Below are 26,651 nucleotides of genomic sequence, written 5' to 3' on the forward strand. Positions count from 1 at the left end.
CGCCGATGATGGCGGGTTCCAGGGCTGAGTAGTCGTAGTCCAACTCCGGCAGAACGTACTGCGCCACGGTGGCCTCCGTTGTGCTTCGCTGTTGCCAGTCTCTCTTAACTGCAACTTACTTGCATCTGGATCGGCATCGCGCGGTGGGGCTAAACACGCCTGCGGCGGGAACAGCGGTCGTGCCGCTGGTCACGACTTTGTCCAGAGGTTTGACCACCTCGCCCCGGCTCGGGGAGCATCCGCTACGACAACCGAAAACACGTCTCCGGCAGGGGAAGACCGGTCGAAGTCCGGCGCTGACCCGCAACGGTGGGCCGCTGTGTCACAGCGGCAAGCCCGAACACCTGCCTGAGCACGTCCGGCTCGTACTCCGTCGAGGTCTACGGAAGGTGCCATGACCAGGTCTTATCAGCGCGCGCTCTGTGGTGTTGCGCTCGTTGCCGTGCTCGCGGCGTGCGCGGGGCAGCCACCCTCGGCGCCCACCCCGGCCGCCACCGAGGTGACCAGTTGCGGGCGGGCGCAGTCCTTCCCGACGCCGCCCAAGCGGATCCTCAGCCTGAACCAGCACGCCACCGAGATCCTGGTCGCGCTCGGCCTGACCGACCGGATCGTGGGGACCGCGTACCCGGACACGCCGGACGTGCCCGCCTCGATCGCCGCTGACTACCGGCGGGTCAAGCTGGTCGCGGAGAAGTACCCGTCGGCGGAGCAGGTGCTCGAAGCCGAGCCGGACGTCGTCGTCGGCGGGTATGCCAGCGCGTTCTCGGAGAAGGACGGTCGCGGCCGGGAGGCGTTGGAGCGCAAGGGAATTCGCACGCTGCTGCTCGCCGAGTCGTGCTCGACCGGCCCCATCGGGATCAGCACCTACACCGATGACCTCGTGTTGTTCGGCAAGGCGTTCGGGGTCGCTGACCGCGCGGCGAAGCTCGCCGAGGAGACGACGCGACGGGTGGACGCGGTCTCCGCCAAGCTCAAGGGCGTCGAGCCGGTTCCGGTGTTCTTCTACGACAGCGGCGAGAAGGTCGCGTTCACCGTCGGCGGCCACGGACTCGGCAACGACATCGCCAAGCGCACGGGTGGCGGCAACATCTTCGCCGACCTGCCCAAGGTCTTCGGTGACGCGAGCTGGGAGCAGGTCGCAGAGCGCGCTCCCAAGGCCGTGGTGCTGGTCGACTACCTCGGTGCCGGTGGGGTGGACGGCAAACGCACGTTCCTGCAAGGGCATCCGCTGGTCGCGAAGACTCCCGGTGTCGCGCAGGGCAGGTACGTCACGCTCACCCTGCCCGACCTCATCGAGGGCATCCGGCTGGCCGACGCGGTGGAGAAGCTCGCACGCGGTCTGCACCCCGGCGTCTCCTGGTGACAGTCCTGATCGGAGTGGCGCGACGTCGGCCGCCACTGCTGTTCACGCTGCTCGGGCTCGCCGTGGCGCTGGTGTCCGTGTGCGTGCTCGCGGTGTCCTTCGGGTCCGTGTGGCTGCCGTTCGGGCAGGTCTGGGGCATCCTCGCCGAGCCGATCGCGCCATGGCTCGTCGAGGTGACGTGGAGCCCGGTGCGCGCGTCGATCGTGTGGGACTCGCGCCTGCCCCGGGTGGCGATGGCGGTGGTGGTCGGAGCGGCGCTCGCGTTGTCCGGGGCCATCGCGCAGATCGTCACCCGCAACCCGCTGGCCGACCCCTACCTGCTCGGTGTCTCTCAGGGCGCGGGGCTGACGGTGTCGCTGATGATGGTGCTCGGAGTCGGCGTGCTCGGCTTCGTCGCGCTTCCCTCGGTGGCCTTCATCGGAGCGCTCGCGGCGCTGCTGGCGGTGCTCGCGGTGGCTGGGCGTTCCGGCTCCGTCAGCGTGCTGGTGCTCGCAGGGCTCGCGGTCGGTCAGGTCTGCGGTGCCGGGCTCTCGCTCGTGCTTTTCCTGCACGCCAAGGGTGATCAGGCCAAGCAGGTGTTGTTCTGGCTCGCGGGCGGAATGGGCGACGCGCGGTGGGACGCGTTGGCGATCCCGGCTGTTGTGCTCGTCCTGGCTGTCGTCGGCGGGATCGCGGCCGGGCGCCGGATCAACCTGCTGCACGCCGAGGACGACGCCGCGACCGCGCTCGGCGTGAACCCGCGCCGGTTCCGGTTGGTCATGCTGGTCGGAGTCTCGCTGCTGGCGGGCACGTCCGTGGCCGTGGCGGGCGGGATCGGTTTCGTCGGACTGGTCGTGCCGCACGCGGCGACCTTCCTGGTGGGCTCGGACGCGCGTCGTCTGTTGCCGGTCTCCGCCTTGCTGGGAGCGGTCTTCCTCGTCGCGGCCGACCTGCTCGGTCGGGTGCTCGCGGCTCCGTCGGAGCTGCCCGCCGGTGTGATCACGTCCGCGATCGGCGGCCCGCTGTTCATCCTGATGCTGCTGCGGTCCAGGCGGAGGATGAGGTGAGTCTTCGCGTCGAAGGTCTTCGCGTCCGGATCGGGAACCGGGCGATCGTCGACGGTGTCGACCTCGGGGTCGTGCCCGGCGAAGTCCTGGGGCTGGTCGGTCCGAACGGCAGCGGCAAGACAACGTTGCTGCGCACGCTCTACCGCGCGATCACGCCCGTGGCGGGATCTGTGCACCTTGGACAGTCCACAGTGGATGAGTATCCGCGAAGGGAGCTGGCCCGGCGGCTGTCGGCGAGCACCCAGGAGCCCGAGCACGCTGCCTCGCTGACCGTGAGCGAGGTGGTCGAGCAGGGGCGGGTGTGCCATCGCGGCTGGCTGGAGCCGATGCGCGCTGAGGACACCGAAGCGGTCGACGAGGCCGTTCGGTCCGCGGGGCTCGCCGAGTTGCGTGACCGCGATGTCCGCACTCTGTCGGGAGGCGAGCGACAGCGCGTGTCGATCGCTCGCGCGCTCGCGGTGCGGCCCGAAGTTCTCGTGCTCGACGAGCCCACGAACCACCTTGATCTGCGGCATCAGCTCGGAGTGCTGGGCTTGTTGCGCGAGCTCGCCGCCGACGGGCTCGCGGTTCTGCTGACGCTGCACGACCTTCGGCTCGCGGTGTCGTACTGCGACCGGCTCGCTGTGCTGGACGCGGGAAAGGTCGTCGCGGTCGGGCCACCGGCCGAGGTGCTGGACGAGAAGCTGCTGGCCGATGTCTTCGGTGTGCGCGGACGGATTCGAGAGTCCACTTTGGACATCATGGGGCCGGTATGAGCGAGCTGTTCGCGGCGTGCTGCCCGGAGGCGGAGGTCGTCATCGGACCGGCTCCGCCCGACGCGGTTCGCTGCGCGGATCTGGTCTACCGGCCGGACGTGCTGCGCTCGCTCGTCGACACGGAAGAGCGTTCGAGCGGGCACATCCTCAGGGCCTCGGCAGCGCGCACCTTTCTGTCCTGTTATGCGATTCGGTTGTGCCAGACAACCGTGTTGCCAACGATCATCGGTGACGTGCTTGTGCACCCGGACGGCGTCGCGCTGCGGGGCGACGGTCACGGCTTCGGTGTTGTTCACGTCGACCCAGAAGCGATTCAGCCGGTTCCGGAGTTCGCCAGTGGTCTGGTGATCGCGGCGGGCAGGGTGCTCGAAGGACATCTTCGCGCACTGGCGACGAGCCTTGCGGTGGAGCCGGGATGCGCGTGGAGCCCGTTGGCCGGGCAGATCGGCTTCGGGCTCGGCACCGCGATGGCACGGGCCCGCGCGCCCAAGGAGAAGCTGCTCGAAGCGCACCGCCTGCTGCTCGGGCACGTGCCGTGGCTCGCGGGGACCGGCCGGCTGCTCGAATCGTCCACACAGGACAAGCTGGTGTTCCTGCGGTCGAAGTGCTGCCTGTGGTGGACCATTCCGGTCGAGGACGAATGCCGCAGCTGCCCACGTCGCAGCGATGAGGAGCGGATCGCGCGATAATCCGGTTGCCGAGCGCGACCACCTGGTGCACCGTGGACCGGGTGTCCGTTCTGGTAGCGCGCGGTGTTTCGCTGTCATTCGGCCAAAGAACAGTTCTCGCGGAGGTAGATCTCGATGTCGCTGCTGGTGATCGAGTAGGGCTCATCGCCCCCAACGGAGTCGGCAAGTCCACGCTGCTGCGCGTGCTCGCCGGTGAGCTCCAGCCCGATGAGGGCACCGTCCGCACCCATCCGCCCGGTGCCGCGGTGGCGTACCTGACCCAGGAAACCGACCTCCGGCAGGGCGAGTCGCTGCGAGACCACCTCGCGCGCCGAACCGGTGTTGGCCGTGCGGAGCGCGAGCTGCAACGCGCGGCCGAGCTGCTGGCGGAAGACCCGTCGGGAAACGAGTACGCCGAGGCGTTCGACCGGTGGACCGCGCTGGGGGCCGCCGACTTCGACGAGCGCGCCGAGGCGGTGTGCCAACGGCTCGGGCTCCCGGCGGACCTGCTCGACGGTCGAGGCGCTGACGAGCTCTCCGGCGGTCAGGCCGCGCGGCTGCGACTGGCGTCGGTGCTGCTCGTGCGCGCCGACGCGGTGCTCCTTGACGAGCCGACGAACGACTTGGACACCAACGGTCTGGAACTCCTCGAACAGCACGTGGTCGGGAGTCGGGCCGCGACGGTGCTGGTCAGCCATGATCGTGAGTTCCTCGCCCGTACCGTGACCGCTGTTGGTGAGCTGGACGAGTTCACCAACGGCCTGACGGTGTTCGGCGGCGGCTGGGAGTCCTATGTGGACGAAAGGATCAGCGCCGATCGCCACGCGCGCGAGGCGTACGAGCAGTACGCGACCAAGCGGGACGCGCTGGTTCAACGCTCTCGCAAGGCAAAGGAGTGGTCGCGGACCGGGATGCGGCGCGCCACGAGCGCGAAGGCGCTCAACGACGAGCCGGACCGCAACGCCCGGACGGGGCGGAAGCTGGCCGCGCAGAACATCGCCGCGAAGGCCACCCTGGCGGAACGCCAGCTGGACCGGTTGGAGGAGGTGGAAGAGCCTCGCGAGGCATGGGAGCTGCGGCTCACACTGCCGTCGGCGGGACGGGGCAGCGACGTCGTGTTCACGTTGCGCGAGGCGGTCGTGCGGCGAGGCGAGGTCACCCTCGGGCCGATCGACCTCACCATCGGAGCCGGTGAGCGCTGGCGCGTCGTCGGTCCCAACGGCTCGGGCAAGTCCACGTTGATCGCGGCGCTGCTGGGCAGGCTGCCCCTGGTCTCCGGGGCGCGCGGCGGCGGGGCCAACGTGGTGGTCGGCGAGGTCGACCAGCTGCGCGAGTCCTTCGCCACCGACGAGCCGACGCTGGGCGTGGTCGCCTCGGCAGCCGGCCTGTCCGATGTGGACGCTCGAACGCTGCTGGCGAAGTTCCGGGTGGGGGCGGACGCGGTGCTGCGCCCGGCCCGCACGCTGTCGCCGGGCGAACGCACTCGTGCGGGACTGGCGGTCCTGCAGGCGCGGGGGACCACGTGCCTGGTGCTGGACGAGCCGACCAACCACCTGGACCTCCCGGCGATCGAACAGCTGGAGCAGGCCCTGGCGGACTACCCGGGAACGCTCATCCTGGTTACCCACGACCGCCGCCTGGCCAGCAAGATCCACACCGACCACGTGCTCGACATCACCGCGCTCCACGCCACCTGACTCGGCCCCGACGCGCATGCCGCGTCAGGGGCGTCAGGGGTGTGGGGTCACTGGCCGCCGAGAGGCCAGGTGTGGACCGGTTCTCCGCCGTGCATCAGCTCGATGTAGCGCTGGAGCATCCCGGTGATCGCCGCGTCCCGGTCAAGGCCGCGTTCTTCGAGCCTGGCAACCGTTTCGCGCTGCCAGGAGGCTCCGGTTCGGCGGGTCACGCAGCGCTGCTCGATGATGCCGAGGTAGCGCTCGCGGGCGTCGTCGGAGACACCGCAGGCGCGCAGGCCCTCGTGCGCCATGGGGAGCAGCCGCCGCAGGACCAGCTCGTCCGGGGGGATCCAGCCGATGCCGGGCCAGTACAGCTGGGCCTGCATGCCGTGCCGGGCGCCGGTGTAGAAGTTCTCCTCCGCCGCCTGGAAGGACATCTGGCTCCAGATCGGCCGCTCCTGCTCGCACAGCGCCCGTTGTGCGCCGTAGAAGAAGGCCGCGTTGGCCAGCACGTCCACCACCGTGGGGCCCGCCGGCAGCACGCGGTTCTCCACCCGCAGGTGCGGCACGCCGTCGACGATGTCGTAGACCGGGCGGTTCCAGCGCCAGATCGTCCCGTTGTGCAGGCGGAGCTCGCCGAGCTGGGGCGCGCGACCCGCTTCGATCGCCTCCAGCGGGTCCTCGTCCTCGGTCTCCGGCAACAGAGCGGGGAAGTACCTCGCGTTCTCCTCGAACAGGTCGAATATCGAGGTGATCCACCGCTCGCCGAACCACACGCGCGGGCGGACGCCCTGGTTCTTCAGCTCCTGCGGGCGGGTGTCGGTTGCCTGCTCGAACATGGGGATCCGGGTTTCCTGCCACAGCGCCTTGCCGAGCAGGAACGGCGAGTTCGCCGCGAGCGCGACCTGGACGCCCGCAAGGCACTGGGCCGCGTTCCAGTGCGCCGCGAAGTCGTCCGGGTCCACCTGCAGGTGCAGCTGCACCGAGGTGCAGGAGGACTCCGGCAGGATCGAGTCCGCGTAGCTGCGCAGGCGTTCCCCCGCCCGGCCGGGCATCGGCACGCCCTCCATGTCCAGCAGCATGTCCTCGCCCCGCTCGTCGAGGATCTGCTTGTTGAGCACGCTGTAGCGCGGGTTCGTCGACAGGAATCTTCGGTCGAAGTGCTCGGCTCTCAGCGTCGGCAGCATGCCGATCATCACCAGCCCGGCACCCGCGTCGTGCGCCTTGACGTCCGCGGAGTCCAGGACCGTCCTCAGGTCGTCCTCCAGCTCCAGCGCCTCGTCCCCGGCCAGTGGCCTGGGCGGGACGTTGATCTCCAGGTTGTACTGGCCGAGCTCGGTGGTGAAGAGCGGATCCGAGATCTTCTCGAGTACCACCGCGTTCAGCATCGCGGGACTGAGCGCCTGGTCCACCAGGTTCAGCTCGATCTCCAAGCCCATCTGCTGGCGGGGAAAGGAGAAGTGGTTCTCGGCGAGCATCCGGGCGAGGGCGTCCAGGCACCGCTGGACCTTCTCCCGGTAGCGCTGCCGGTCTTCCCTGCTGAACGTTCGATTCGACACGTCCCTACCCATGCCGCCCTCCCGTGCGGTCGGCTGGTTTCTGCGGGCACACCAGCGGCAAAGCGAACGCCCACCGTGGCATAGCGATTCCCGTGTCACCAGCGGCCAAACCGGTGCTCTCTGTCACATCGACATGACATTGGGTGACAAGGTGCAGGTCAAGGAAGTGCAAAGCGCAGATTGTTACTGGACGGTGTAGTCCATCATCTGGGAACCGGCAGAATGGGCCGGTGGCCAACGTGATCACCATCGAGGACCCGGCCGACCCGAGGCTTGCGGACTTCCGCGACCTGTCCACGGCCGACCGCCGACCCGACCGCCCCGGCGGCCGGGGACTGGTGATCGCCGAGGGTGTCGTGGTGGTCGAGCGCCTGCTCGCCTCGCCCTACCCCGTGCGGGCGCTGCTGGGCGTCGCCAGGCGGATCGAGGCGCTGGCCGACCGGCTCGCCCCGCTGGACGTGCCCGCCTACGTGGCCACCGCCGAGGTGATGGCCGAGGTGGTCGGCTTCCACCTGAACCGGGGTGTGCTGGCCAGTGCCGACCGCGCGGTGCTGCCGTCGGCGACCGAGCTGGCCGCCTCCTCGCGCAGGCTGGCCGTGCTGGAGGGTGTCGGCGACCACGAGAACCTGGGTTCGTTGTTCCGCAACGCCGCCGCGCTCGGGCTGGACGGGCTGCTGCTCGGGCCGGGCTGCTCCGACCCGCTGTACCGGCGCAGTGTCCGGGTGTCCATGGGGCACGTGCTCCGCGTTCCCTTCGCCACCCTTGACGAGTGGCCGGGTGGGTTGAACATGTTGCGGGACAAAGGGTTCACCATCGCGGCGCTGACGCCGAGGGCGAGCGCGGTCCCGCTCGCGGAAGCCGGGCTCGGCGAGGGCGGGGCCGCGCTGCTGCTCGGCTCGGAGGGGCCGGGGCTGACGGAGGAGGCGATCGAGGCCGCCGACGTCGTGGTCCGCATCCCGATGTCCGGCCAGGTCGACTCGCTCAACGTCGCCACCGCGGCCGCGATCGCCTTCTACGAGCTCGGTGTCGGCAGAAACCACGACACGTCAAGGAAAACTGACCCGACGGCCGACGCGGCCCGCTGACCGGCGAAGAGTCGTCGAGACGAGAACGTTCCCACGAATAGCCCTAAGATCCTTCGCCGTGGAGCTGCGCGCGCACCAGGGGCGAGCGGTCCTCGTCCGGTCCGGGGACGAGGGGCGCGAGGTCGACCCCGCCGACCTCGCGCTGCCTGCCGCCCTGGTCGCGGCGCTGCACGAGTGGGCGAACGTCGCCATGCAGATTTCCCTTCCCCAGCAGGACAAGAGCAGCCCGGCGCTGGAGCTGATCACGCATCGGGGCCGGTTGCTGGCAGGCAGGCTGGCCGCGCTGCTCGGCGTGCCCGTCGGCTACCGCGACCCGGTCGGCGGCGGCACCGAGCTGGTCGAGGTCCCGCGCCCCCGCGTCGCGGTCGCGCCGCCCCCGCCGCCGATCGGTGAACCGACGCCGTGGGCGACGGGCCTGACCGTGAGCCTGTTCGTCGCCGTGCTGGTGCTGTGCGTGATCATCGCACTGTCCAGCGGGCTGGCCGAGGCGAGCCTGTGGTTCGCCTTCGGGGCCAACGCGCTGGTCGCCGCGGGCCTGGCGCCCTCGATCTGGTTGTCCAGGTCCGTTCCGGTCTGGCGCTGGGTCGCACTCGGCACCACGGCGGGACTGCTCGCGGCCTGGGCGGCGCTGACGCTCGGGCTGCTCTTCGGCTAGCTCGCGCCGGGTCCGCGTGGGCCTGGCTGGCGCGGTCAGGAGGGGTGCCCGGGATGGTGAGGTGGTGGCACCACTTGCGGGACATGGCCCAGCTCACGCCAGCGAGGTGGTCCACGCCGTGTGCAGCGCGGCGAACTCGCCGCCGTTGCTCAGCAGTTCCTCCGGGGAACCGTCCTCGGTGACCACGCCCTTGTCCATCACCAGCACCCGGTCGGCGATCAGCACCGTGGACAGCCGGTGCGCGATGATCACCGCGGTCCGGTCGCGCAGCACGGTCTCCAGCGCGTCCTGCACGGCCCTTTCGGTTGGAATGTCCAAACTGGACGTTGCCTCGTCGAGGATCAGCACGGCCGGATCGGCGAGGAACGCCCGCGCGAACGCGACGAGCTGGCGCTGCCCGGCCGAGAGCCTGCTCCCGTGCTTGTGCACGTCGGTGTCGTAGCCCCTGGGCAGCGCGGAGATGAACTCGTGCGCACCCACCGCGCGCGCCGCGGCCTCGATCTCCGAGCGCTCGGCCGACGGCTTGCCCAGCGCGATGTTCTCGGCGACCGAACCGGTGAACAGGAACGACTCCTGGGTCACCATCACGATCGCCGCGCGCAGGTCGTCCTCGCCGAGCCGCCGGAGGTCGATGCCGTCGAGCGAGACCACGCCGGTGGCCGGGTCGTAGAACCTGGCGAACAGCTTGACCAGCGAGGACTTTCCCGCTCCTGTCGCGCCGACCACCGCGATGGTCTGTCCGGCCGGCACGTGCAGGTCCAGCTCCGCCAGCACGACCGGCGTCCGCTCGGAGTACCGGAAGGACACCGACGACATCCGCAGCTCACCCCGTGCCTCGCCCAGCGGTGTCGGCCGCGCGGGCTCGGGAACGCTCGGATCCTGGGCCAGCACCCCGGAGATCTTCTCCAGCGCCGCCGTCGCCGAGGCGTAGGTGTTGAGGAAGTTGCCGATCTGGTCGAGCGGGTCGTAGAACCGCCGCACGTAGATCAGGAACGCGGCGAGCACACCGACCGCGATCTCGTTCTCCGAGACCATCCAGGCACCGAGCGCGAGCACCGCGACGAACGACAGCGTGCCGACCACCCGCAGCACCACCAGGTACGCGCCCAGCACCGTCGTGGACCGGTTCTGCGCCAGCCGGTATCCGTCGTTGTGCTCGTCGAGGACCTTCGCGTTGCGCGCCTCGCGGCGGTACGCCTGCACCGCGCGGACCCCGGTCATCGTCTCGGTGAAGTGCGTGATCACCTTGGCGATCTCGGTCCTGGTGCGGCGGTAGCTCTTGGCCGACTCCCGCCGGAAGACCACCGTGGCGACGACCAGCGGCACGAACCCGGCGAGCACGATCAGCGCCAGCCGGTAGTCCAGCGCGAGCATCAGCGCCGTCACGCCGATGATCGTCAGCACCGAGGAGATCAGCCCGTCGAGCCCCTCGTCGATCAGGTCGCTGAGCGTGTCGATGTCGCTGGTGGCGCGCGCGATCATCTTGCCGGAGGTGTAGGACTGGTGGAACGACAGGGAAAGCCGCTGGGAGTGGGTGAACAGCCTGCCCCGCAGGTCGATCAGCACGCTCTGGCCGACCCCGCCGGAGACCAGCAGGAAGCCCCAGCGCAGACCGGCGGTGAGCAGCGCGCTCACCGCGTACCCCGCGACGAACCACACCATCGGCACCGGGTCGCCCTTGACCGCCGCCGGGATGCCGCTGTCCAGCGCGCCCGCGATCAGCAGCGGGCCCGCGAGGTGCGCGGCGTTCTCCCCGAGCACGAGCAGCATCGCGAGCGCGGCGCTGGCCCGGTGCGGGCGGAGCAGCGAGCCGAGCAGTCTCCTGGCCCTGCCGGGCTCGGCCTCGATCTCCAATGGGCGCGTCATCGCGCCGTCACCTCCATGCCGTTCACCGGCTCTGTGTCCATAGTGGACAGAAGTGTGCGGTAGACCGCCGAGGACGCCAGCAGTTCGCGGTGCGTCCCCGTGGCGACGATCCGGCCCTCGTCCAGCACCGCGACCCGGTCGGCGAGCTGCACGGTGCTCGGCCGGTGCGCGACCACGAGCGCGGTGACCCCGCGCAGCACGCGGCGCAGCGCCTGCTCGACCTCGGCCTCGGTGTGCACGTCGAGCGCGGACAGCGGGTCGTCCAGCACCAGCACCGCGGGGCGGCCGATCACCGCGCGGGCCAGGGCGAGCCGCTGCCGCTGGCCACCGGACAGCGACAACCCCTGCTCGCCGATGGGCGTGTCCAGGCCCTGTGGCAGCGCGTCGACGAACTCCTCGGCGTTGGCCACCCGCAACGCCTCGCGGACCTGCTCCTCGGTGGTCGGCCTGGCCGTGCCCATCGCCACGTTCTCCCGCACGGTCGCGGAGAACAGCACGGCCTCCTCGAACGCGACCGAGACCTGGCCACGCAGGTCGTGCAGCGCGAGCTCCCGGATGTCCACGCCGTCCAAGGTGATCCGCCCGGCCGACACGTCGTAGAAGCGCGGCACCAACGACGTCAGCGTGGTCTTGCCGCACCCGGTCGACCCGACGAGGGCGACGGTCTCCCCGGGACGCAGCACGAGGTCCACTTCGGACAGAACGTCCTTCTCGGCGTCGGGGTAGCGCATGCGCACACCCTCGAAGCGCAGCTCACCGCGCACCGGGTTCGGCAACGGCTTGGGCCTGGCGGGATCGGTCACCGTCGCCGCCGCGTCGGCCACCTCACCGAAGCGCTCGCAGGCGGCAGCCGAGGTGTTGAGCTCGGCGAGGAACCAGCCCAGCGACTCCACCGGCCAGGAGAGGTAGGTGGTGAGCGTGATCGCGGCGATCAGGGTGCCCAGGGTGAGGCTGCCGTCCGCGATGCCGAACGCGCCCGCTGCCAGCAGGGCGGCGATGGCGAGGCCGGGCAGCACGATGATCGTCGCCCACAGCGTCGCGAGGATGGACACCTTGCGCAGACCGGTCTGACGCAGCTCCTCCGCCTGGACGAGGTAGTGCGCGCGGAGGTGCCTGCCCCTGCCGAACGCCTTGAGCACCCGGATGCCCAGCACCGACTCCTCGACCGTGGTGGCCAGGTCGCCGGTCTGGTCCTGGGCGCGCCGCGCCACCACGCGGTAGCGGTTCTCGTAGAAGTAGTTGCTCACCATCACCGGCAGCAGGCAGACCGTCACCACCAGGCCGAGCACGGGGGAGAGCGTGTACATCACGCCCAGCCCCACGACGATCGTGGTCGTGTTGGTCACCAGGTAGATCACGGTGAAGGTCATGAAGCGGCGCACCGTCGCCACGTCGTCCACGCCCCTGGACAGCAGCTGCCCTGACTGCCACTGGTCGTGGAAGCTCAATGGCAGGCGTTGCAGGTGCGCGTAGAGCGCCGCGCGCATCCGTGCCTCGGACCTGGTGTTCGCCGGTCCGGCCAGCTGCCTGCGGGCCCACAGCAGCAGCGCCTCGGCGAAACCGAGTGCGAGCACGCCGAGCACCAGCCAGACCAGGGTGCCGATGTCACCGGTGCGCACCGGGCCGTCGATGATCCGCTGCGTCACCAGGGGGATCACCAGGCCCGAGAGCATCGCGCCCAGTGCGCAGAGCCCGGCCGCGACGAGGGGCAGGCGGGCGGCTCGGTAGTAGGGAAGAAGTCGGCGTAGCTCCCTCAGTGTCGATCCCCGATCGTCCACCGGTCGTCCCCCTTGATTCGCGCCGGAACTCTCGACGCTACGACCACCGTCGCGGTGTGGTCATCTGGTTTTCCGGCTTACGCATAACCCATTTGCCGAACAGGGGGGTGTCCCGCGCGGCCGATCGGAGCATGATCGAGGTGTGACGCGCGCACATTCACCGCGATTTCTGCGCACCGTTCCGACGATGGCCTTTCCCTCGGGACGGATACTCGCCGTACTGGCCGGCCGGGTGTACCTGCTGGCCTCGGACGGCTGGGACCCGCTCGCGAGTCCCCGCCCGCATTCCGCGCGGCCACTCAAGCGCGCCGACGCCGAAGCGCTCTGTCGACAACTCGGTCATCCGATCACGGTGCTGGATAGCGTTCCGGAAGCCGACTACTAGTCCTGGTCGTCCGACGCAATACGTAGCCGGGGCATGGCGAAGTAGCCCTGCAGTTGGAGGCGGAAGCGGGTCAACTGCGGTGAACTGGTGGTGACGTTTCCATAACGACCTCAGAAGGTGAGTGAGTCGGTGTTCGCACAACGAGCCATGCCGGTGTTGTTGCCGCCGATCCCGGCGGACCGAGAGCTGTGGTCCACCCTCACAGCCTTGTTCGGCCAGGTCGAGGCCGCGCTGGAGCGGGCATTGCAGCGGGGCTACGGCCTGAGCCTGTCGGAGTACCGCGCGGTGTGCGCTCTCGCCGAGAGCGACCAGGGCTACCTGCGCATGCAGGACCTCGCCGACGCGGTCGGGCTGAACCAGAGCTCCATCAGCAGGCTCGTCGCGCGGCTGGAGCGCTCCGGCCTGACCAGTCGCAGGCTCTGCGAGACCGACCGCAGGGGAGTCTGCACCGAGGTCACCGAACGCGGCCGGTCGGTCTGCGAGCGGGCCGTGCTGACCTACGAGGTCGTGCTCACCGCCGAGCTGGACCGCGCCGCCGCCGAGCCGCGCTTCGCCGACATGGTCGACCGCATCCGCGGCTGAGACCCACCCGCCGAGACCCGCCGAGACACGACGCGGCCCCCGCCGGAACCCGGCAGGGGCCGTACATCGTGGCTTCCCGGTCTTCTCACCGGACCCCGGTCGTCGCGGCCTCAGCCGCGCTGCGACCGGACGCCGAGCAGCACGTCCTCCCACGAGGGGACGATCGGGTGGTTCTTCCTCCCCTTGCGCGCCGCGGGCTCCGACCTGCGGTCGACGTCCGACTCCTGCTCGTCGATCTCGGTGGTGACCACCGCGTCCTGCTCGCCCGGCTCCGGGGCGCCCGGGTCGAGCTCGGCGGGCAGCGGCTCCGGCTGGTAACGCCCGTGACCGTTACCGGCCTCGTGCGGTGCCGCCTGCGCCGTCGGGTCCGCCGCCGGCGGCAGCTGCTCCTGCTGCGGGAGCTGCTCGTCGAGCTCCAGCGCCTGCCGTGCCAGCTGGGTCACCGGCCGGACCGTGCGCAGCGAGCGGTTGGGTGTCGGGTCGATCAGGTCGGCGGCGTGCTCGTCCAGCGGCGTGACCGTGCCGCCGTGCGCGCCGGGGTGGAAGATCCAGTGCGCCCTGATGTCCGAGCGCCCGGCCCGCCACAGCAGCTGGACGACCCACTTGCCGTCCTCGCCGCGCCAGGAGTCCCAGCTGCCCGACTCGTAGTCCTGACCGCGCAGCCCGAAGGCGTGCGCGACGACCTCGCCGAGGGTCTGCACGTCCGGGCCGTCCTCGCGCACCGGGTGGGCCCGCTGGGCGATCTCCGCCGTGCGCGAGCGCTCCAGCAGGACGGGGTAGGCGAAGCGCTCGACGCGCTGCGGGTCCATGCCCGCCGACGCGGCCAGCTGCTCGATCGACTCGCCGCCGCGGATGCGGGCCTGGATCTCCCGCGGCCGCAGCTGGCTCTCCAGCTCGATCTGGGCCTGGCCGAGCTTGGGCAGGTCCCCCCGCGCGGCGGCGCGCAGCCGGTCGTCTGCGGGCAGCGTGAAGCGCTCACCACGTTCCGCGTCCTCCAGCACGACGGTCTGGCCGTCCTCGCCGAGCCCGACGACTCGCAGCGCTCGCATCACTGCCTCCCCGATGTACTTCACCTCGCTGGAGGTCACGGTATGTCGGCGTGCCTACTTGACGGGTTAGGCGCGCCGACACTCATTCCGGTTCCCCATGCGATCTTGCCCGAAGCGGTGCCGGTTTCGCATCTGTGATCTTGTCACGAAGCGGAGCCGAAACGACCGCGCCGTGAACACTGCGTGATCATGACGCGGTCGCCCGCAACGGCAGGGTGCTCAGCCGAGCCGCTCCACAACCCAGTCGACGCACTGGGTGAGCGAGGTCACATCGTCCGGCTCGATGGCCGGGAACATGGCGACCCGCAGCTGGTTGCGGCCGAGCTTGCGGTACGGCTCCACGTCCACGACACCGTTGGCCCGCAGCACCTTGGCCACCGCGGAGGCGTCCACCGAGTCGACGAAGTCGATGGTGCCGACCACCCGCGAGCGCTTGGCGGGGTCGGCGACGAACGGCGTGGCGAACTGCGAGGCCTCGGCCCAGTCGTAGAGCCGCGAGGAGGAGTCGGCGGTCCGCGCGGTGACCCAGTCGAGGCCGCCGTTGCCGAGCATCCACTCGATCTGGTCGGCCAGCAGGAACAGCGTGGCGACCGACGGGGTGTTGTAGGTCTGGTCCTTGACGGAGTTGTCCAGCGCGGTGGTCAGCGACAGGAACTCCGGGATCCAGCGGTCCGACGCGCCGATCTCGGCGACCCGCTCCAGTGCGGCCGGGCTCATCAGCGACAGCCACAGCCCGCCGTCGGAGGCGAAGGACTTCTGCGGCGCGAAGTAGTAGACGTCGAAGTCCTCTGCCCGCACCGGCAGGCCGCCGGCGCCGGAGGTGGCGTCGATCGCCACCAGCGCGCCCTCGCTGTTGGCGGGGCGGGTCACCGGCACCATGACGCCGGTGGAGGTCTCGTTGTGCGCCCAGCCGATCAGGTCGACGCCCTCGTGGGCCACCGTCTCGGGGGCGTCGCCCGGCTCGGCCTTGACCACGACCGGGTCGGCGAGGAACGGCGCGCCCTTGGTGACCGTGGCGAACTTCGCGGAGAACTCGCCGTAGGTGAAGTGCTGGGAGCGCTCGCGCACCAGGCCGAACGCGGCGGCGTCCCAGAACGCCGTGGTGCCACCGTTGCCGAGCACCACCTCGTAGCCCTCGGGCAGCGAGAACAGCTCGCGCAGCCCGGCGCGGACCCGCCCGACCAGCGACTTGACCGGCTTCTGGCGGTGCGAGGTGCCGAGCACCGCGCCACCCTCGCTCGCGAGGCGGGCCAGCTGCTCGGGACGGATCTTGGACGGGCCGCAGCCGAAGCGTCCGTCCGAGGGCTTCAGCTCGGCGGGCAGCTTGAGGGTCGCGGGATCAGCCGTCTGGGTCATTACGGCGCCTCCGGAAGGCGGTGTCGGGGTCTGGCCTGACCGGCGCCGTTGCCGGGAGGCATCAGTGTTGCAGCCCGATGACGTGCGTGTGACCACCGGGTGGCCATCCCCACGTCAGCGGCTCGGCCGGGTCATCGTGAGGGACAGCGCGAAGTCCCGCAGGACTTTCGTGTAGTCGGGTGCGCGGTCCCAGTTCGCCATGTGCCCGGCTCCGGCCAGCACGCGCACGGCGGCCTGCGGCGCCGCGGCCAGCAGCCGGTGCTCCATCCGCCGGTTCATCCGGTCCTCGGCGCCGTTGAGCACCAGCGTCGGACCGCCGTAGCGGCGCAGGGCGGGCAGGTAGTCGACCCCGGCCAGCTCGCGCAGGATCTCCGGGCCCGCCTGCGGGCGCACGCCCACCTCCAGCACGGCGGCGGAGACCTCACGGCCCGCCTGCTCGGCGAAGCGCTTCGCGGCGGCCCGTCGCACCCTGCGGTCACCGGCCAGCCGGAAGACCAGGCTCAGCACGGCCGCGTTGATCCGGCAGCGCCAGCCGACCCAGCCGGTGTGGTCGCCGGAGGCGCCGGTGACCACCAGCCCGGCGACCCGCTCCGGGTGGCGCCCGGCGAAGCTCATCGCCACGTGCCCGCCGAGCGAGAGGCCGACCACCAGCGCGGGCCGGTCCAGCCGCACCTTGGCGACCTCGGCGACCGCCTCGTCCATCCGGAACCGCCCCGAGGCGAGCGGGCCGTGTCCCGGCAGGTCGAGTGTGATGACCCGGAATTCCTTCTCCAGCTCGGCGACCTGGGACAACCACATTTTCCGGTTCACACCCGCGCCGTGCAGGAGCACGATCGGCAGGGCGTCCTCCGGTCCGCTGGCCTCAATCATGGAATTCACTTCCCCGATTCCTGCTCCGGGAAAACCATTCCGTGATGGTCCGTTCAGTCGAACAGGCCGCGTTCCATCGCCGTGGTCACCGCGGCGGTGCGGTCGGAGACATCGAGCTTGGCGAAAACGCGAAGAAGGTGCGTTTTCACCGTGGCCTCGCTGATGAACAGCTCCTTGCCGATCTCGCCGTTGCTCAGCCCGCGTTTGACCTGACGCAGCACCTCGATCTCGCGCGCGGAAAGGCTCGGGGCCTGGCCGCCGCGCACCTGGCTGAACAACTTGGCGGCGACCGACGGTGTGAGCACCGTCTCACCGCGCCCCGCGGCCCTGATCGCGTGCAGCAGATCCCCGCGCGAGGTGTCCTTCAACAGGTACCCGGAGGCCCCCGCCTCCACCGCGCGGAGGATGTCGCTGTCGGTCTCGTACGTCGTGAGGACCACGACCCGGCTGTCAGGACACTCCGAACGGATGCGTGCGGTGGCGGTGACCCCGTCTCCCCCCGGCATCCGCAGGTCCATCAGGACGACGTGCGGCCGGTGCGCCACGGTCATCGCCAGCGCCTCGGGGCCGGAGGCGGCCTCGGCGACCACCGCCAGGTCCTGCTCGGCGTTGAGCATCCCGCGCAGCCCTTCGCGCACAACGGGATGGTCGTCGACCAACAGGATCTTGATCACTGGATCGCTCATACCGGTACCGCCACCTTCACCACCGTGCCTTCTCCGGGCGCGCTGCTCACCGCGAACGCGCCGCCGACCTGTTCGGTGCGGCCCTCAAGCCCTGGCAGCCCGAAGCCCTTCGGCTGGCTCGCCGGGTCGAACCCCGTTCCGTCGTCGGCGATCCGCAGCAGCACCGCCTCGTCGGTGAACTCCAGCGACACCGCGACCGAGCTCGCGTTGGCGTGCTTGCGCACGTTGTTCAGCGCCTCCTGCGTCGCGCGCAGCAGCACCACCTCGATGTCGGTGGCCAGCCGCCTCGGCTCGCCGGTGACCACGCACTCCGCCGGGACGTCCAGCTCGTGGCCGACCCGCTCGACCAGCCTGCGCAGCGCCTCGACCAACGACGAGGTCAGCAACGGCGCGGGGGTCAGCGCGCCGACCAGCGCCCGTGCCTCGTCCAGGTTCTCCCGCGCGGTGCGCACCGCGAGCCCGAGGTGCCGCCGTGCCAGCCGCTGGTCGACCGCACTGTCCATTTCGGACTCAGCGGCCTGCACCAGCGTCACGATGCTGGTGAACCCCTGCGCCAGGGTGTCGTGGATCTCGCCGGCCAGCCGCTCCCGCTCCGCCGAGACGCCCGCCTCGTGCGACAGCCGCGCCACCTCGGCGCGCGAGCTCTCCAGCTGCGCGATCAGCCGCTCGCGCTCGGCGTTCTCCGCGGCCGTCCGGTCCAGCCAGAAACCGAACGCCACCGAGTAGAAGGCGGTCATCAACGCGAAGATCCCGTAGGCCGCGACGGTCTGCCACAGCTCGCCGTCCAGGACCAGCACGACGACCGCGCTGAGGTCCAACGCGAGGATCATCACCGCGGCCAGCCCCAGCCGCACCGACATGAACAGCTGCGGGCCGAGCACGAACACGATCGAGCTCGCGTCCAGTGCCGCGGCCACCGCGGGGGCGTAGAGCACGGTGATGCCGACGACGTAGACGACGCCGAGCCAGCGCGGGCCCTTCCGCCCCATCGCCGCCCTGCCGACCAGGCAGTACCAGGCGGCGATCGCGAACAGCAACGCGATCGCCCTGTGCTTGTCGGAGTGGACGTTGTCCCGCCCGAGCAGGATGGTGACGACGGTCAGCACCAGGAACACGGCGAAAACCGCGTCCCAGACGGGAAAGACCCGCAGCAACGCGTTGTCCTGCCGGGCGGGGACGCGGTGCGTGCTGACCACACTGACCAGGTTCCGCCCGAGCCGCGTCCGCAGCGGTGTCTTCGGAGCCGTCATCGCCCGACCCGGGAGCCGGACGACCGACCACGCCGACAGCACGCACGATCATCCGGGCGCTTCGAGCGGGAGAGCCGCGCCGTTGTGACCGTGCCCGCGCGGACCGCATGTCCTCCTTGTGTCCCGCGCGTGCCGCCGACCCTGTTCGCCCGGCTCCCGGAGCCCCCTCCGCCGTCGACAGCAACGGCGGCCGTGAACGGGAGCGCGGTCTCGGCATGGGCTGTGCCGAGGGACTCGTTCCCGTTCATGCCCCGATGCTGCCGGTGCGGACCGGTGCCCCGCGACGAACGAGTGGTGGAACCGGCTGTCCACCGGCCGGTTGATGCGGCGCGGGCCATCGCGGCTCAGACGGAGGTGACGGTGGCCCAGCCCTCGACGTCCTCGGGAGAGCGCGGGTCGGGGCCGACGTACTGCGCGGACGGCCGGACCAGCTTGCCGGTGCGCTTCTGCTCCATGATGTGTGCGCACCAGCCCGCGGTCCGCGCGCAGGTGAACATCGCGGGCATCATGTGCGGCGGCACCTGGGCGAAGTCCAGGATCACCGCCGCCCAGAACTCCACGTTGGTCTCGATCGCGCGGTCCGGCCGCCGCTCGCGCAGTTCGGCCAGCGCGGCCTGCTCCAGTGCGGCCGCGGCCTCGTACCGCTGAGCCCCCAGCTCCTGACACGTCCGGCGCAGCACCCGTGCCCTCGGGTCCTCGGCGCGGTAGACGCGGTGCCCGAAACCCATCAGCCGTTCCTTGCGGTCGAGGATGCCGGTGACCACGCCGCGCGCGTCGCCGGTCCGCTCGACCTCCTCGATCATCGGCAGCACCCTGGCCGGGGCGCCGCCGTGCAGCGGGCCGGACATCGCGCCGATCGCGCCGGAGAGCGAGGCGGCGACGTCGGCGCCGGTGGAGGCGATCACGCGCGCCGTGAAGGTGGAGGCGTTGAGGCCGTGCTCGGCGGCGGAGACCCAGTAGGCGTCGATCGCCTTGACGTGGGCGGGGTCCGGTTCGCCGCGCCAGCGGGTCATGAAGCGCTCGGTGATCGTGCGGCACTCGTCGATGCGGTCCTGCGGGACGGCGGGGATGCCGATGCCGCGCGCGGACTGGGCCACATAGGACAGTGCCATCACCGAGGCGCGGGCGAGCTCCTCGCGCGCGGTCTCGTCGGAGATGTCCAGCAGCGGGCGGTATCCCCAGATCGGCGCGACCATCGCCAGCGCCGCCTGCACGTCGACGCGGACGTCGCCGGTGTGCACCGGGATGGGGAACGGCTCGGCCGGCGGGAGCCCCGCGCCGAAGCGGCCGTCGACGAGCAGCGCCCACACGTCGCCGAAGGTGACGCGGCCCGCGAGCTCCTCGATGTCCACGCCCCGGTAGCGCAGCGCGCCGCCGTCGCGGTCGGGCTCCGCGATCTCCGTGCGGAAGGCGACTACGCCTTCGAGGCCCGGTCGGAACCCGTTGTCGTGGTTCGCATCCTGCACCGCGTTGTGCATAGGTTCGCCTCCTGAGCCGTCTTCGACGGCAAGCCTCTTTAGTGGCCCCCGGGTGTGCTTTACAAGGTGGCCTTCTATCTGTTTCGGTGCAGTAACCCTCCTCCCCAACACTCGGTGGCAGCAATCACCTCGTGCGGTGGCGTGCATCACCGGCCAGGCGGTTTCGAAAAGTGTGCCGAGGCCGTACGGTCCGCTCTCACGGGCTTGGTCGGCCAGCAATTCCGGGAGGGAACGTCATGCCGGACGTGAACATCGCACTGCCAGCCATGAGGGTGTCCTACGAGGCCGGCGTGCTGGACGAGTCCTCGCTGGCCGGAACATGGCATGAGCAGCTGCGCCTGTGGCTTGACGAGGCGATCGAGGCCAAGATCCCCGAGCCCAACGCGATGGTGCTGGCCACCGCCGACCGAGAAGGCCGCCCCTCCTCACGCACGGTGCTCCTTAAAGGACTCGATGACCGAGGAGTGGTGTTCTTCACCAACTACACCTCGAACAAGAGTCACGATCTGTTGGCGACGCGGTACGCCTCCGCCACTTTCCCGTGGTTCTCGATGCAACGTCAGGTGAGCATCCGCGGCGGAGTGGAAAAGGTGAACGCCGCGGAGACCGCCGAGTACTGGAACAGCCGCCCGCGTGGTTCGCAGCTCGGCGCGTGGGCATCGCCGCAGTCCCGGGTGGTCACCGGCCGCAACACGCTGAACTCCGCGCTGAACTCGGTACGCAGGCGCTTCGCCGAGTCCGAGCAGATCCCGGTTCCGCCGCACTGGGGCGGCTGGCGGATCCGGCCGGAGATCGTGGAGTTCTGGCAGGGCCGCGAGGACCGGATGCACGACCGGCTGCGCTTCCGCGACAACCGCGACGGGTGGAAGGTCGAGCGGCTGGCGCCCTGAGCCCTTACGTCCTTGGTGTCGGGGGTTTGCCGGGACCCGGCCGCGCACTTCTGTCGGGTAACCGACAAATGCGTTCCCATGTCAGCTGATGCTTACCTAGCCTCAGTGCGTGGATGACGCGGCCGGTTCCCAACCCCAGAGCTCCGAGACCATCGATCCGCCCGCCCGCCGGGGGCGGCTGCGCCGGATCGTGATCGACACCGAACCGCTGCGCATCCCCGCGTTCCGGCGGCTGTGGCTGTCCGGCGTGGTCACCGCGGTGGGCAGCCAGCTCGGCACGGTCGCGGTGCCCAAGCAGCTCTACGACCTCACCGGCTCCTCGGCCTGGGTCGGGCTCGCGGGCGCCTTCGCCGTGGTCCCGCTGATCGTCTTCGGACTGTGGGGCGGCGCCATCGCCGACGCGGTCGACCGCCGCAAGCTGCTTCTGGTGACAAACGTTGGCGTCGCGCTGACCTCGGTGTTGCTCTGGGCCCAGGCGGCGACCGAGCTCAACTCGCCGTGGGTCGTGCTGGTGCTCCTCGGCATGCAGCAGGCGTTCTTCGCGGTGAACATGCCGACCCGCAGCGCGGTGATCGCCCGGCTGATCCCGGTGCACCTGATGCCATCGGCCCAGGCGCTGAGCTCGACCACGTTCTCCCTGTCCGCGGTCTTCGGTCCGCTGCTGGCGGGCGCGCTGCTGCCGATCGTCGGTGTGTCGGCGCTGTTCCTGATCGACGCCGTCGCCCTGACCGCCACCCTGTGGGCGGTCTACCGGCTGCCGCCGCTGCCGCCGCTCACCGACTCGACCTCGCGCCGTGCCGGGCTGCGCGAGGTGGTCGACGGCTTCCGGTACGTGGCGACCCGCAGCGTCCTGCTGGCCTCGTTCCTGCTCGACATCATCGCGATGGTGGCCGGGATGCCCCGTGCGCTGTTCCCGGAGATGGCCGAGCGCACCTTCGGCGACCCGCCCGGAGGTGGTTCGGCGCTGGGGCTGCTCTACGCGGCCATTCCGCTGGGTGCGGGGGTCTGCGGCCTCTTCTCCGGGTGGCTGATGCGGGTCCAGCGGCACGGCGTCGCGATCGCGTTCTCCGTCGTCGCGTGGGGCGTGGCGGTGATCGGGTTCGGCCTGTCGGGCTCGGTGTGGTGGGCCGTCGCCTTCCTGGCCCTCGCCGGTGCCGCGGACATGGTGTCGATGGTCTTCCGGGGTGCGATGCTCCAGGCCGCGGTCACCGACGAGATGCGCGGCCGGATGCAGGGCATGTTCACGGTCGTGGTCGCGGGCGGCCCGCGCGTGGCGGACATGCTGCACGGCGCCGCCGGAGCCTCGGTCGGCGCCGGTGTCGCGGCGGCGGGAGGAGGCGCCCTGGTGGTGGTCCTGACCGTCGTCGCCGTCGTGTTGCTGCCCGCGTTCTGGCGCTACGTCGCTCCTAGAGCAGAGGCGCCAGCCCAGAGGTGAGGGTCGCGACGAGGGCGGCGGCCAGGGTGCCGTCCGGGTCCAGATCCGGGTCGAACACGGTGACCTCCAGTCCCAGGCAGGTGGGGGCCGAGGTCAGTCCGGCCAGCAGCTCCGCCAGCTCGGCGTGGTCCAGGCCGCCCGGGTCCGGGCTGTCCACCGCGGGCATGATCGCCGCGTCGAGCACGTCGACGTCCAGGTGCACCCAGAACCCGTCCAGCCGGTCGAGCCGTTCCCGAGCCCACCGTGCGGTCTCGCCGGTGCCCGCCGCCTTGGTCGCTGCGGCGGTGCGGACCAGGATCTCGGTGCCCGCGAGCTCGTCGAGCGCCTCGTCGTCCTCCCGGATTCCGAGCAGCACCACGGTGTCGTCGGCGAACAGCGGCCCCTTGTCGTCCACATCGGACAGATCGGCTTGGCCGCGGCCGGTCGCCAGCGCCAGTGCCTCGCCCGCAGCCGCGCCCACGTGCTCGGAGTTGCCGGGGTGCCGGAAGTCGGAGTGCCCGTCCAGGTAGACCAGCCCGGCGCGGCCGACGTGACGGCGCGCCGCCGCTCCCGTGCCGAGCAGGATGCCGCAGTCGCCGCCCAGGACCACCGGGAACAGGCCGGAGTCGAGCAGCCTGCCCACGCGCTCCGCCAGCCGCTCGGCGTAGGCGGCGATCAGGGGCGCGTGGAAGACGCCGTCGCCCGGCTGCCAGTCCTCGCGGTCGTAGCGCGGCGCGACAAGGTGCCCTGCGTCGACCGCGCCGAGCTTGGACAGCAGTCCGGCCTCCCGCAGTGCGCCGGGGGCCTTGGCGGTTCCCGGCACCGTTCCCGGCTTCGGCGGGCGCAGGCCGAGGTTCGACGGGGCGTCCAGCGCGGCGATGGGCTTCATGCGAACCACCGTAGCAGTAACAGTGGTTACTGGCCGATCATCCAGCTGCTGCTGGTGTTCTGGGCCTTCGGCGGCGCTGTCGCCGTAGTCGCCGCCGTGTTCGGCTCCGGGTCGTTCCTCTTCTTCGGCACGGACCAGCTCTGCGTCGAGACCGGCGGCGTCACCGGCGTCGAGGTGCCCGTCAGGGACCTGCGACCCGGCGCCAGCGCGTTCAGCAGCGAGATCCGGTTCTGCGCGAGTCCCGTCACCGGGGGGGGCAGCGCTTCGTGTGGGGACTGGCGAACGTGCCCAGCCTGATCGTGCGGCTCATCGCGCTGCTGCTCGGTCTGCGCCTGGTGAGCGGCATTCGGGACGGCGGCCTGCACACGTCGTCCACGGTGCGACGCCTGCGGGTGCTCGGCTGGCTGCTGCTGCTCGGGTGCGTCGCGGTGAGCCTGGTCGAGGCCTTCGCCCGCAGCGGCTTCCTGGCGACCTTGTTCCCCGCGGGTGCGCCCTGGTTCGAGCAGTGGGACTTCCCGCTGTGGGCGGTCGTCCTCGGTTGTGTGCTGCTGTCCTTCGCGAAGATCATCCGTATCGGCAGCGAGATGCGGGAAGACCTCGAAGGGACTGTGTAGATGCCACCGGCGGACACCGACGCGAACGGAGTCCGCGTGCACCTCGACCGGCTGCTCGCCGAGCGGGGGGTGACGCTGACCGAGCTGTCCGAGCGGGTCGGGGTGACCCAGGCGAACCTGTCGATCCTGAAGAACGGACGGGCGAGGGCGATCAGGTTCAGCACGCTGGCGCGGCTGTGCGAGGTGCTCGACTGCCAGCCGGGCGACCTGCTCAGCCACGGCGGCTGATTCGAAAACTTTTTGCCGGGTAACCATTTGACCTAGCTGGGAGCGCGCCTGGCGCGGTCAGCTTCTTCTCCGCAACGTGACCAGGCACACTCTGTGGTCATGTCCGAGACGACGTCGCCCAGCCCGGCCGCCGCTGCCGCCGACGGCCAACCGGAGCTGAAGCGGGCCATTGGCTCGAAACTGCTGTTGTTCTTCGTGATCGGTGACATCCTGGGTACCGGCGTCTACGCGCTCACCGGGACCGTCTCCGGCAAGGTCGGAGGGGCGCTGTGGGTGCCCTTCCTCATCGCTTTCGCGGTGGCCTTCCTCACCGCGTTCAGCTACCTGGAGCTTGTTGGTAAATATCCGAAAGCGGCGGGTGCGGCCCTCTACACCAACCGCGCCTTCAAGATGCCGTTCCTGACGTTCATGGTCGCGTTCGCGGTCATGTGCTCCGGCATCACCTCGGCCTCCTCGGCCGCGGTCGCCTTCGGTGGCACCTACCTCAAGGAGTTCGTCACCGCTCCGACGACGATCGTCGCGATCGGCTTCCTCGCGCTGCTCGCCTTCATCAACTTCCGCGGCGTCGGCGAGTCGGTGAAGGCCAACGTGGTGCTGACGCTGATCGAGCTGTCCGGCCTGGTGATCATCATCGCCATCGGTGTGTTCGCCGTGGTCAACGGCCAGGGCGACCCGAGCCGCCTGGTGGAGTTCAACACCGCCGACCAGTCCGCGTGGATCGCGATCACCTCCGCGACCTCGCTGGCGTTCTTCGCGATGGTGGGCTTCGAGGACTCGGTCAACATGGCCGAGGAGTGCAAGGACCCGGTCCGGATCTTCCCGCGCTCGATGCTGATGGGCATGGGCGTCGCGGGCTCGATCTACCTGCTGGTCGCGATCACCTCCTCGCTGCTGGTCAGCAGCGAGGACCTGAAGAACGCGGGCTCCAAGGCGCTGCTCACCGTCGTCCAGGTCGGCGCCCCGGCGTTCCCGCTGGCGCTGTTCGCCTTCATCGGCCTGTTCGCGGTCGCCAACTCGGCGCTGATCAACATGCTGATGGCCAGCCGCCTCGTCTACGGCATGGCCAACGAGAAGATCATCCCGATGCCGTTCGCCAAGGTGCACCAGACGCGGCGCACCCCGTGGATCGCCATCGTGTTCACCAGCCTGATCGCGGTCGGGCTGGTCTCGACCATGGACATCAGCGTGCTCGGCGGCACCACCGCCCTGCTGCTGCTGGCGGTGTTCACCATCGTCAACATCGCCTGCTTGGTGCTGCGCAAGGAGACGGTCGAGCACAAGCACTTCAGGGCGCCGACGATCGTCCCGATCCTGGGCGCGATCACCTGCGCGTACCTGGCGCTGCCGTTCTCCGGCCGGGCATCGACCGACTACGTGCTCGCGGGCGTGCTGCTCGGCATCGGCCTGGTGCTCTGGGTGGTCAACTGGCTGTTCTTCCGGCGCAAGGAGGGCATCAAGGCGGACTTCGACCCCGCCGCGCTCAGCAAGTAGCACTGAATCGTTCCGTAGGCTGCCCCCATGGGAGCGGGGCGGCCTACGGGCGAGCAGTTCGAGATCACCAACGGCGCGGCACGGGTGGTCGTCACCGAGGTCGGTGCGAGTCTTCGGGTGTTCGAGGTCGGCGGCGTGCCGTACGTGACCACCTACCCCGAGACCGACGCGCCGCCGCTGTCCGCGGGCCTGGTGCTCGCACCGTGGCCGAACCGGGTGCGCGACGGCCAGTGGAGCTTCTACGGCGAGCCGCAGCAGCTGGAGCTGTCCGAGTCCCCGCGCAGGGTGGCCATCCACGGCCTGACCCGCACGATCGGGTGGCAGGTGCTGGAGCGCTCGACCGAGGCGATCACCCTGGGCGTGCTGATCGAGAGCCAGCCCGGCTGGCCGGTGCCGCTGCGCACGAGCGTCCGCTACGCCCTCGACGCCGACGGCGGCCTGACCGTCACGCACACCGTGCTCAACGTCGGCGACCGCACGACCCCGTTCGGCGTCGGCGTCCACCCCTACCCGCGCGCGGGCCACGCCGCCGCCTACGAGTGCACCCTCCAGCTCGCCGCGACGACCAATCTCCCGGTCGACCCGGAGCGCCTGCTGCCCAACGGTCCGGTGGCCCCGCTCGCCGGTGAGGACTTCGACTTCCGGGAGCCGCGCGAGCTCGACGGGATGCTGCTCGACCACACCTACGGCGGGTGCGTCCCCGAGGAGGACGGGATCATCCGGCACCGCCTCGTCGGCCCGGACACCGGCGTGGAGATCTGGGCGGAGCCGGACTTCGGCTGGGTCCAGGTGTACTCGACGACGGGCTTCCCCGGAGCCTCCTCCGCGATCGCCGTCGAGCCGATGACCTGCCCGACGAACGCGCTCAACTCCGGCATCGACCTGCGCGAGCTGGCGCCGGGGGAGAGCTGGGCCGGGAGCTGGGGACTGCGCCCGATGTCCTGAGCGCGGGTGCCCGCTTGGCCGGAACGAGCCAGACCGGGTTTCTCCAGCCGGTGGAAGCGATTACCGTCCCGAG

The 26,651-nt window shown here is 70.5% G+C and carries 26 protein-coding genes and 1 riboswitch; of the genes, 15 read left to right on the top strand and 11 right to left on the bottom strand.

The features are described from left to right. Positions 1-207: 207 nt before the first annotated feature. Positions 208-366, top strand: a riboswitch (cobalamin riboswitch). A gap of 28 nt (positions 367-394) precedes the next feature. From ACFFQA_RS11190 to ACFFQA_RS11210, 5 genes are read left to right on the top strand one after another with little or no spacing between them, the layout of a single operon-like run. Continuing rightward, a complete protein-coding gene (locus tag ACFFQA_RS11190; protein ID WP_377851703.1) occupies positions 395-1,363 on the top strand; it encodes an ABC transporter substrate-binding protein in 969 nt (322 codons plus the stop codon). Continuing rightward, positions 1,360-2,409 carry a FecCD family ABC transporter permease gene (locus tag ACFFQA_RS11195; protein WP_377851704.1) on the top strand — a complete coding sequence of 350 codons (1,050 nt, stop codon included), beginning with the start codon at positions 1,360-1,362 and terminating at the stop codon, positions 2,407-2,409. Before ACFFQA_RS11190 ends, ACFFQA_RS11195 begins: the two co-directional genes overlap by 4 nt. After that, positions 2,406-3,164 carry an ABC transporter ATP-binding protein gene (locus ACFFQA_RS11200; protein ID WP_377851705.1) on the top strand — a complete coding sequence of 253 codons (759 nt, stop codon included), beginning with the start codon at positions 2,406-2,408 and terminating at the stop codon, positions 3,162-3,164. Before ACFFQA_RS11195 ends, ACFFQA_RS11200 begins: the two co-directional genes overlap by 4 nt. Further along, positions 3,161-3,853 carry a hypothetical protein gene (locus tag ACFFQA_RS11205; RefSeq protein WP_377851706.1) on the top strand — a complete coding sequence of 231 codons (693 nt, stop codon included), beginning with the start codon at positions 3,161-3,163 and terminating at the stop codon, positions 3,851-3,853. The genes ACFFQA_RS11200 and ACFFQA_RS11205 overlap by 4 nt, the downstream gene beginning before the upstream one ends. 41 nt (positions 3,854-3,894) lie before the next feature. Then, a complete protein-coding gene (locus ACFFQA_RS11210; protein ID WP_377851707.1) occupies positions 3,895-5,529 on the top strand; it encodes an ABC-F family ATP-binding cassette domain-containing protein in 1,635 nt (544 codons plus the stop codon). A gap of 47 nt (positions 5,530-5,576) precedes the next feature. Here the strand turns inward: ACFFQA_RS11210 and ACFFQA_RS11215 are convergent, their stop codons facing one another. Beyond that, positions 5,577-7,079 carry a glutamate-cysteine ligase family protein gene (locus ACFFQA_RS11215; RefSeq protein ID WP_377851708.1) on the bottom strand — a complete coding sequence of 501 codons (1,503 nt, stop codon included), beginning with the start codon at positions 7,077-7,079 and terminating at the stop codon, positions 5,577-5,579. 218 nt (positions 7,080-7,297) lie between these two features. Here ACFFQA_RS11215 and ACFFQA_RS11220 point away from each other — a divergent pair, with 218 nt between their 5' ends. Together ACFFQA_RS11220 and ACFFQA_RS11225 are read left to right on the top strand one after the other, a co-directional pair. Next, entirely contained in the window at positions 7,298-8,152 is an 855-nt protein-coding gene (locus ACFFQA_RS11220; protein WP_377851709.1) for a TrmH family RNA methyltransferase, read from the top strand. Positions 8,153-8,210: 58 nt separating this feature from the next. Continuing rightward, entirely contained in the window at positions 8,211-8,807 is a 597-nt protein-coding gene (locus ACFFQA_RS11225) for a DUF2537 domain-containing protein (RefSeq protein WP_377851710.1), read from the top strand. Positions 8,808-8,900: 93 nt separating this feature from the next. Here the strand turns inward: ACFFQA_RS11225 and ACFFQA_RS11230 are convergent, their stop codons facing one another. Both ACFFQA_RS11230 and ACFFQA_RS11235 read right to left on the bottom strand, forming a co-directional pair. Further along, entirely contained in the window at positions 8,901-10,673 is a 1,773-nt protein-coding gene (locus ACFFQA_RS11230; protein ID WP_377851711.1) for an ABC transporter ATP-binding protein, read from the bottom strand. After that, entirely contained in the window at positions 10,670-12,451 is a 1,782-nt protein-coding gene (locus ACFFQA_RS11235; RefSeq protein ID WP_377851712.1) for an ABC transporter ATP-binding protein, read from the bottom strand. The genes ACFFQA_RS11230 and ACFFQA_RS11235 overlap by 4 nt, the downstream gene beginning before the upstream one ends. Positions 12,452-12,638: 187 nt before the next feature. On the opposite strand from ACFFQA_RS11235, the gene ACFFQA_RS11240 reads away from it, so the two are divergent. After that, complete coding sequence (locus tag ACFFQA_RS11240; protein ID WP_377851713.1) at positions 12,639-12,836, top strand: hypothetical protein; 198 nt, start codon at positions 12,639-12,641, stop codon at positions 12,834-12,836. Positions 12,837-12,965: 129 nt separating this feature from the next. Then, the gene (locus ACFFQA_RS11245) at positions 12,966-13,418 is read left to right on the top strand and encodes a MarR family winged helix-turn-helix transcriptional regulator (RefSeq protein ID WP_377851714.1); all 453 of its coding nucleotides are present in this window, start codon (positions 12,966-12,968) and stop codon (positions 13,416-13,418) included. 110 nt (positions 13,419-13,528) lie between these two features. On the opposite strand, the gene sepH is transcribed toward ACFFQA_RS11245, so the two are convergent. From sepH to ACFFQA_RS11275, 6 genes are all read right to left on the bottom strand, one after another. After that, on the bottom strand, positions 13,529-14,467 hold the full coding sequence (gene sepH / locus ACFFQA_RS11250; protein WP_377851715.1) for a septation protein SepH: 939 nt from the start codon (positions 14,465-14,467) through the stop codon (positions 13,529-13,531). Positions 14,468-14,686: 219 nt separating this feature from the next. Next, the gene (gene serC, locus ACFFQA_RS11255) at positions 14,687-15,823 is read right to left on the bottom strand and encodes a phosphoserine transaminase (protein WP_377851716.1); all 1,137 of its coding nucleotides are present in this window, start codon (positions 15,821-15,823) and stop codon (positions 14,687-14,689) included. Positions 15,824-15,937: 114 nt separating this feature from the next. Further along, a complete protein-coding gene (locus ACFFQA_RS11260; RefSeq protein WP_377851717.1) occupies positions 15,938-16,693 on the bottom strand; it encodes an alpha/beta fold hydrolase in 756 nt (251 codons plus the stop codon). 53 nt (positions 16,694-16,746) lie between these two features. Next, complete coding sequence (locus ACFFQA_RS11265) at positions 16,747-17,367, bottom strand: response regulator (protein ID WP_377852246.1); 621 nt, start codon at positions 17,365-17,367, stop codon at positions 16,747-16,749. Positions 17,368-17,375: 8 nt separating this feature from the next. Next, complete coding sequence (locus ACFFQA_RS11270) at positions 17,376-18,629, bottom strand: sensor histidine kinase (protein WP_377851718.1); 1,254 nt, start codon at positions 18,627-18,629, stop codon at positions 17,376-17,378. 344 nt (positions 18,630-18,973) lie between these two features. Beyond that, positions 18,974-20,107 carry a citrate synthase 2 gene (locus ACFFQA_RS11275; protein ID WP_377851719.1) on the bottom strand — a complete coding sequence of 378 codons (1,134 nt, stop codon included), beginning with the start codon at positions 20,105-20,107 and terminating at the stop codon, positions 18,974-18,976. Between the two features lie 236 nt (positions 20,108-20,343). On the opposite strand from ACFFQA_RS11275, the gene pdxH reads away from it, so the two are divergent. Both pdxH and ACFFQA_RS11285 read left to right on the top strand, forming a co-directional pair. After that, complete coding sequence (gene pdxH / locus ACFFQA_RS11280) at positions 20,344-20,997, top strand: pyridoxamine 5'-phosphate oxidase (protein WP_377851720.1); 654 nt, start codon at positions 20,344-20,346, stop codon at positions 20,995-20,997. 109 nt (positions 20,998-21,106) lie between these two features. Continuing rightward, the gene (locus ACFFQA_RS11285; RefSeq protein WP_377851721.1) at positions 21,107-22,432 is read left to right on the top strand and encodes an MFS transporter; all 1,326 of its coding nucleotides are present in this window, start codon (positions 21,107-21,109) and stop codon (positions 22,430-22,432) included. Here the strand turns inward: ACFFQA_RS11285 and ACFFQA_RS11290 are convergent. Together ACFFQA_RS11290 and ACFFQA_RS11295 are read right to left on the bottom strand one after the other, a co-directional pair. Beyond that, the gene (locus ACFFQA_RS11290; protein WP_377851722.1) at positions 22,404-23,300 is read right to left on the bottom strand and encodes an arginase family protein; all 897 of its coding nucleotides are present in this window, start codon (positions 23,298-23,300) and stop codon (positions 22,404-22,406) included. The genes ACFFQA_RS11285 and ACFFQA_RS11290 overlap by 29 nt on opposite strands. A 26-nt stretch (positions 23,301-23,326) precedes the next feature. After that, on the bottom strand, positions 23,327-23,548 hold the full coding sequence (locus ACFFQA_RS11295; protein WP_377851723.1) for a hypothetical protein: 222 nt from the start codon (positions 23,546-23,548) through the stop codon (positions 23,327-23,329). A 36-nt stretch (positions 23,549-23,584) separates the two neighbouring features. Here ACFFQA_RS11295 and ACFFQA_RS11300 point away from each other — a divergent pair, with 36 nt between their 5' ends. The 4 genes from ACFFQA_RS11300 (at position 23,585) to ACFFQA_RS11315 (ending at position 26,578) form a co-directional block, all read left to right on the top strand. Beyond that, on the top strand, positions 23,585-23,914 hold the full coding sequence (locus ACFFQA_RS11300) for a DUF2975 domain-containing protein (protein ID WP_377851724.1): 330 nt from the start codon (positions 23,585-23,587) through the stop codon (positions 23,912-23,914). Then, entirely contained in the window at positions 23,915-24,142 is a 228-nt protein-coding gene (locus ACFFQA_RS11305) for a helix-turn-helix domain-containing protein (protein ID WP_377851725.1), read from the top strand. Between the two features lie 99 nt (positions 24,143-24,241). Beyond that, a complete protein-coding gene (locus ACFFQA_RS11310) occupies positions 24,242-25,633 on the top strand; it encodes an APC family permease (RefSeq protein ID WP_377851726.1) in 1,392 nt (463 codons plus the stop codon). Between the two features lie 27 nt (positions 25,634-25,660). Further along, entirely contained in the window at positions 25,661-26,578 is a 918-nt protein-coding gene (locus tag ACFFQA_RS11315) for an aldose 1-epimerase family protein (RefSeq protein ID WP_377851727.1), read from the top strand. The last annotated feature ends 73 nt before the right edge of the window (positions 26,579-26,651 follow it).

Source organism: Allokutzneria oryzae (genome assembly GCF_042429765.1).
GTDB lineage: Bacteria > Actinomycetota > Actinomycetes > Mycobacteriales > Pseudonocardiaceae > Allokutzneria > Allokutzneria oryzae.